The sequence below is a fragment of the Streptomyces sp. NPDC090442 genome (genome assembly GCF_044769405.1).
Taxonomy (GTDB): domain Bacteria; phylum Actinomycetota; class Actinomycetes; order Streptomycetales; family Streptomycetaceae; genus Streptomyces.
In genome coordinates, this window is the sequence record NZ_JBIVXW010000157.1 from 1 (window position 1) to 6,327 (window position 6,327).

Annotated in this window: 5 protein-coding genes; 2 read left to right on the forward strand and 3 right to left on the reverse strand. The window is 66.5% G+C overall.

The genetic code is table 11. The features are described 5' to 3' along the window. Positions 1-541: 541 nt before the first annotated feature. The 3 genes from ACIQU6_RS43510 to ACIQU6_RS43520 all read right to left on the reverse strand — a co-directional run bounded on the left by ACIQU6_RS43510 (position 542) and on the right by ACIQU6_RS43520 (position 4,756). Positions 542-1,615: a GDSL-type esterase/lipase family protein gene (locus ACIQU6_RS43510; RefSeq protein ID WP_403488082.1), complete on the reverse strand. Its 1,074-nt coding sequence runs from the start codon at positions 1,613-1,615 to the stop codon at positions 542-544. A gap of 336 nt (positions 1,616-1,951) precedes the next feature. Next, positions 1,952-2,863, reverse strand: coding sequence for an ACP S-malonyltransferase (locus tag ACIQU6_RS43515; protein ID WP_403488084.1), 912 nt, complete (start codon positions 2,861-2,863; stop codon positions 1,952-1,954). A 1,203-nt stretch (positions 2,864-4,066) separates the two neighbouring features. Next, positions 4,067-4,756, reverse strand: a complete 690-nt coding sequence (locus ACIQU6_RS43520) for an endonuclease I family protein (protein WP_403488086.1) — start codon at positions 4,754-4,756, stop codon at positions 4,067-4,069. 523 nt (positions 4,757-5,279) lie between these two features. Between ACIQU6_RS43520 and ACIQU6_RS43525 the strand changes: the two genes are divergently transcribed. Together ACIQU6_RS43525 and ACIQU6_RS43530 are read left to right on the forward strand one after the other, a co-directional pair. After that, the gene (locus ACIQU6_RS43525) at positions 5,280-5,606 is read left to right on the forward strand and encodes a transposase family protein (protein ID WP_403488090.1); all 327 of its coding nucleotides are present in this window, start codon (positions 5,280-5,282) and stop codon (positions 5,604-5,606) included. Beyond that, complete coding sequence (locus ACIQU6_RS43530) at positions 5,600-6,253, forward strand: transposase (protein WP_403488088.1); 654 nt, start codon at positions 5,600-5,602, stop codon at positions 6,251-6,253. Before ACIQU6_RS43525 ends, ACIQU6_RS43530 begins: the two co-directional genes overlap by 7 nt. Positions 6,254-6,327 lie beyond the last annotated feature (74 nt).

Sequence of the window (6,327 nt, forward strand, 5' to 3'; positions counted from 1 at the left end):
AACTTCGCCAGGAAGCAATAGCCGATGCAACCTCCACCAGCGGCCTTGCACCCACCCTCAGCCGGAAACGGACATCACCTCACGAACCACCCACTTACATCTGACTTGGCTTACACGCGACCCTGGCCCGGAAGGGAGTGTGGGGCGGAGTTGCCGGAGCAACCACTCGTCATAGTGGTCAACTGGCTTCCGTGGTGCAGCTGTCGGCGATGGGCGGGTCGGGTGTTGTCGTTGGGATGGGCCTTCGGCCAGTGGGGGGCGTTGGAACCGGCGGTTCATTGCCAGTTCGAGTAGGTGGTTGCTGTCGTCGGCCCGTGGCCGGTGCCCGGAGATGTTGCGGCCACGGCCGACGGCAGCAGTGCGATCTTCGCATTTTGGTCGTGCGGATGCCACGGGCCACGCTGTCTCGTTGACTTCGCGCGAGGGCAGAGGTGGGAAGGCCTGGCGTCAGGTGCGGAGTCGGGGCCAGCCGCGGACGTACTGCCAGGGGCGGGGCCGGCCGTTGCCTGGACCCAGGGCAGGTTGCCTTCGGCGCGCTCGTTTAGGTGTGGGTCGCTTGCAGTTTCATGTTGTGGGGGCCGCTGTGGGGTGTGTTGCGGCAGGTGTAGGTGTGGTGTGGTTGTTGGTGCCATAGCAGGGTTAGGCAGTGGCCTAGTGCTTGTTGGCCGTAGGCGTTGGGGTGGATGGATTCCTGTGCGGTGCCCTGGCTGCCCATGACGATGAGGAATCGTACCCATTCGGCCCGGTGGCTGGGCAGTCTGTTGGCGGGGGTGTGCTCGCTGGTGGCTTGGGCTGTCCCCGTGCTGCATACTTCCTTGCCGTCGAAGGCGTCCTGTAGGTCGAGGAATTGGGCGTTTGCTTCTCGCGCTGCGTCTTTGAGCATGGTGGCGATGCGGGGTACGACGCTGTCGCGGGCCCAGGTGGCGTCGTCGTTGAACAGGGGGCAGCCGCCGGTGCTGAAGCGTGTGTAGGTCTCGGGGTACCGGTTGTCCCCACCCCGGGGAACAGGGGAGGGATACGACTGCAGGACCAGGCGGTAGGAGTCCGCTGAGTATCCTGCCTGGCGCATCACCGCACGGATATCGTCGAGAGTCCTTGCCACCTTCGCCCGAGTCTCCTGCAGCGCTGTGCCCAACCGGCCGTCCTGCCCAGACGCGCAGCGCCAGTTGCCGGTGGGAGTCATGAAGCCTTTGACGCAGTCGGTGATGAGGTCGGTGAAGCCGAGGTCGTTGCCGCCTATGGACAGCACGATGAGTTTGATGTCGTGTGTGCGTGCCGTGCGGGCGAGTTGGTCGGCTTGGGGTTCTTCTCCTTTGAAGGGGAGCCCGCCGCTTGCTAGGCGGAGGATGTTGTGGGTGGTGGCGCCGGAGCAGGCGAGGTTGATGCGCTGGATTCCCGGGCCGAGGTCCGTGCTCATGATCGGGGCGGTGTCTGAGCGGTGGCAGCCGTTGCGGTGTGAGTCGCCGTAGATGGTGGAGGGGTCGTGGCTGCACCAACTGGCCCATTCCCAGCAGTTGTTGGCGGCCCGGTCGGTGCCGTAGCGGTGTCCGGCGGACAAGGGGGCGGCGTTGCCGTACCAGCGGCCAGCCTCACCGGAGATGAAGCTGTCGCCCATAGACACCGCCGCCGCTGGCCGCTGACTGTCAGGGAAGTCGGTGCTCGCAGCCGCGGCTGAGGTTGCCCACTGCGTGGTCAGAGCCAGGAGCAGGCAAAGCGTCGCGGCACGTAAGGCTGTGTGCCGCCGCCGGCGCCTGCCTCGGGGTTGCCCTGGCCCGGATGGAGGGGCGTAGCCGTCGAGCGGCGCGGGGTTCTTCCACATGGTCACTTCCTCATTCAGGGCGACGGGCTCCGCGCCCGCCAACATGGGGACAGCGGATGCGGGACGGGTACTTGGCGCACGGGGCAGGACTTCTGTGCTCAGGGCATCGAGCGGCTCAGGTGAAGGTTGGTGTCAGTGCTGGGTGAGTGCGTGGGCGGTGGTGAGGGCGGTGACGGGGCTGGCGACCAGCGGTATCGGGGGCTGGTAGGGGCCGGCAGCGTGAGAGATGAGCTGGCGGGCCGGCCCGAGAGCCACACGAGGCCGGGAGCCTGCCATCACCATCGTGGTGCGCCACGGTACGGGGGAGTGGAGCGTGGTGATCAGGTCTGCGCGCAGCGCTTGGGGGTCGGTGGTGAAGGTGCCACGGCTGGGCAGGGCGACCGGTGCATGAGGGCGGCGGATATCGGTGGCGGCAACGATGTCGCGCCATTGGGGTTCGGCAGAGCGCATCAAGGGGCTGTGGCACGCGTGAGGGGCGCTGTGCGCATAGGCGCGGGGGCCTACGGCAGCCAGGTAACGTTGAACATTCCTGCGCGAGCCGGCGAAGGTGAGATGACGGGACCCGTTATCGGCAGCCAGGTGCAGACCCAATCTCCTGGCGAGGGCTGTCAATCTGTGGCGCGGAAGAGTCGTGGAAGCAGCCGCAGTACACATCCTTCCCTCTCCGGGAGCTGCCATGGTGATCTCACCGTGACGGCGGGCCAGTTGCACCGCATCCGAAAGCGACATAGCCCCCGTGGCAACCAGAGCCGTCAGCGTGCCAAGACCATGACCCGCCGCCAAAGCCACCGGCACCCCTAGAGACTCCAGCACACGCCACGCCGCCAAAGCTGTCGTGACCAACGCCGGCTGCGCATGAGGGGCCTGCGCCAGAGTCCGGGGCGTCGACTGCCAACACAAACGACGCATATCAGTACCCAGAGCAGCACTGGCCTCATCGAAGACATCCTGCGCCGCGGGGAAAGACTCAACCAGGCAACGCCCCATGCCCGGATGCTGCTCTCCCAGTCCCAGGCCGGGGAACAACGCGCAAACAGCCTTCATGACGAGATGGTTGCCTCTCTCTTTACGGGTGAGGTGCGCTCACGGGCGCGATGACAAGGAGGTCAAGGTGTGACTGTTCGTGCATCCGGGCCGATTGGTGACCTCCGCCATCGCCGGTCGAACGACAACCCAGGACGAGAAGGAGGCGGGAAGCCAGTCCGGTGTGATGTCAGGTCAGGCGCGCGGCCTTTTGCGCGGAAGCCGCGCCACAAGTACCCCTTGCCTTTGGCAGTTGGTGGATTCCGTCTCCCTGCCTGCGACAGGGAGACGGATCTGTGCGAGCTGCGCCGCCCAGGCACCGGGCGAGAGCTCTGGGCTCGGCCGCACCGTCCCCTTTCGCTCCCGTGCTACGGGCGCCTTCCGCTTCAGCAGTGTGATCTTGCACAGGGAAACGGCTCCCGCATGAGTAGGCAAGAGGGACAAGCCCCATCCCAGTCGCCACCCAGCCCTCGCGCACAGAGACCAAAGCCCCGACCCCACCGGGACCTTCTGCCCTGCCATCACAAAACGAAGACCCAATCCAGATTTCACCCCCAAAAGACAGGTCACCGAGCCGCCTTGGCGTGAGATGTACTGCCGCCCTCCTTCCGCGGGGGACCTCCACTTCGTGAGGGCGACGCCGCAGCCGGGAGTATTCAATGAACAATGAACGGCTGATGAGCCGCGACATCTTCGCTTCCCCCTCGCGCTGCTTCTCCACCCCGCGTGCCGCCTGCTGGACGGCAAGCCCCGGACCGCAGTGCGCAAAGGACCCGGCCTGAGCCTGGAGCAACCCGTCGAGGAGCACCTGGCACAGGGCTGGTGCGGGCTCTGGACGCGGCGTGGAAGCAGATGGCCGTACCGGCCTGTGCGACGCCAGGTGGATCTGTTGATGCGTGTGCCGCGCGTGATGCCGTGGACGGCGAGTTGCAGTGGCAGGACGACCACGCTGAACCGTCCGCGGTCAGTGTGTTGGGTGATGCCATCGCGGCGGTGGTCGCCGCCGCGATGGCGGTGAAGGCCCGGTTCGCGGTGCTCACCGCGCCGATTGGGAGGTCGCCTCTCGGTCAGCTGCGGCCTGCTGCTGGCGCCTTCCTGGCCGCCGCTAGCGCGGCGGCAGTGTACGTCATGGGGGGGCGGGCTCTGCCTGGGTCTGTGCGGGACTTCGCCGGTCGTGTGCCTGGTCACAGGGGGCTTCGTCGGCTGTGCAGTCCCCGGCGATGTCTACCAGATGGCGTTGACCCATTCGGGGTGGTCCACGAAGGGGTTGCGGTTGTGCTGGTAGTCCTTGTAGATCACCTCGTTGCGGCGCTGTTCGAAGTCGTCGGGCGGGTCTTGCATGCTCCACTCCTTGAGCACACTGATCCGACCGATCGCAGGGGCGGAACCGTTGTCGGTCCTGTCGTTGGGTTCGAGGTCGGCGAAGCCGTCATCGCCGTCGTAGCGCACGGCCATGTACAGGATCATGCGGGCGACGTCACCTTTGACAGCGTCCCGTGGTTCGAAGGAGTCGTTGTCGGTGTAGTTGCCGGCAGCGCCAGTGATGGCGCTGCCGCCGTCGTCGAAGTCCTTGTTGCCCCGGATGCTGTTCACCGTGACGTCCTCGGCCCGCAGGTGGTGCAGGTCGGTGCCCGGGCCGGTTGCAGTGCCGAAGCCGCCGTGGCTCTTGGCCCACACGTGCTCGCGGTTCCAGTCCCCGGCATTTGCGCCGGCGCGGTTCTTCGCGACCGACCTGCCCGTGTACAGCTCAATCACGTGGGCAGAGTTGTCGGGGTCCTCGTCGGTGTTCCGCAACGCGTCCCAGACCTGGCCGTAGGAGACGGAAGACGTCTGCCTGCTGATGATGCTGTGCAGGACCGTCTTCAGCGCCGGGCCGCTCAGGCCGACGGCAGACGCGTAGTAGTCATCTGCCACCGGAGCCAGGGACAGTGACCTACCGCCAGCGGATACGACGGGAGGAGGCAAAGCGGCAGCGACCAGGAGGACGACTCCTGCAGTGGCAGCAGTTGAGGCAGCTCTGCTGCTCAGTAGTCGGCGTAACAAGGGGACACCTCTCTCGAAACCTCGTCAGGCGAGGCGCATGGCTCATGAGACGAGTGATCGTCGCACACCTGCCCGCCCATCCCCCACCGGAAGGCCCGGTCGGGGAACTGTTCGATGCCGCGAGCGGCCGGGATGGGGGCTCCTCTCCGGTATGCGTCTGGGTGAATGAGCCGAGATCGTGAGGAAACACCCCCCCTGTCGGCGCTCACGTAATTGGGCTCTGGCGATGATCACGTGACGTGTGCTGGTTGGTGTGTCGTGCGGGCGGGACCCTAGGGTCCGCAGGTCATGATGTCCGGCGTGCATATCGCTGAGCGTTGACGGGCTTGTGCCGCAGTTCGCGGCGGTGACGGTGGAAAGCGTCGACCAGGATGGGGACTTGGTGACGTTCCGGGTGCGGGCGAAGGCGGCCGGCGCGGCGTGCTCCGGCTGCCGCAGACGCTCGTTACGGGTTCACGCTCGCTACCAACGTCAGCTCGCCGACCTCCCGTTCGGCGGCCGCAGAGTCCGGGTGGTCGTGCATGTTCGCCGGTTCAAGTGCGCCAACTCCCGATGTGCGCAGTCCACGTTCTCCGAGCAGATTCCAGGGCTGACCACGCCGTTCGCCCGCCGCACCCCGCCACTGACCAAGGCTCTGACCAACGTTGCTCTCCACTGGCCGGCCGTCCTGGATCCAGGCTCGCGGCACGACTCGCGATGCCGTGCTGCCGTGACGTGCTGATCCGGCTCGTCCGCGCCCAGCCGTTGCCCGAGGCCGGGCGGATCACGGTACTCGGCGTGGACGATTTCGCAGTCCGCCGCCGCCAGTCGTACAACACCATCTTGATCAACATGGACGACCACAAGCCCGTGGACGTACTGCCCGATCGCGAGGCGGACACGCTCGCGGCCTGGTTGCGCGAACACCCCGAAATCCAGGCCGTGTGCCGGGACAGGGCAGGTGCGTATGCCGAGGGCATCCGTTCAGGCGCCCCGCAGGCGACCCAAATCGCCGACAGGTTCCATTTGTGGAAGAACGTGTGCGAGGCGGCGGAGAAGACCGTGGCCGCCCATCATCGCTGCCTGCGCGATGCCGCCGCGGCCCCGGTCGAGCCGGTGGTGTCGGAGCCTGAAGCGCCCGTGCCCGCGCCGACGCCTGCGGCCGAGCCCGCCATCCCGCCCAAGCGAACCTACCCGCTGGCCGAGCGCACCCGAGCACGGTACACCGAGGTGCAAGAACGCCTCGCCCGCGGCCTGTCCCGCTCGGCCATCGCACGGGAGCTGGACCTCGAACGGAAAACGGTGCGCCGATTCGCGAACGCCACAAATGTGGAGGAACTGCTCGGCAAGGCCGAGCACCGCATCACCAACGGGTCGCCCCACGATTGATGATCTTGCTCACGGTTGGGGACATGGAGTGGTTTCTATGAGTTGTCTGGGTTGTGATGACTCATCAGGCTCGC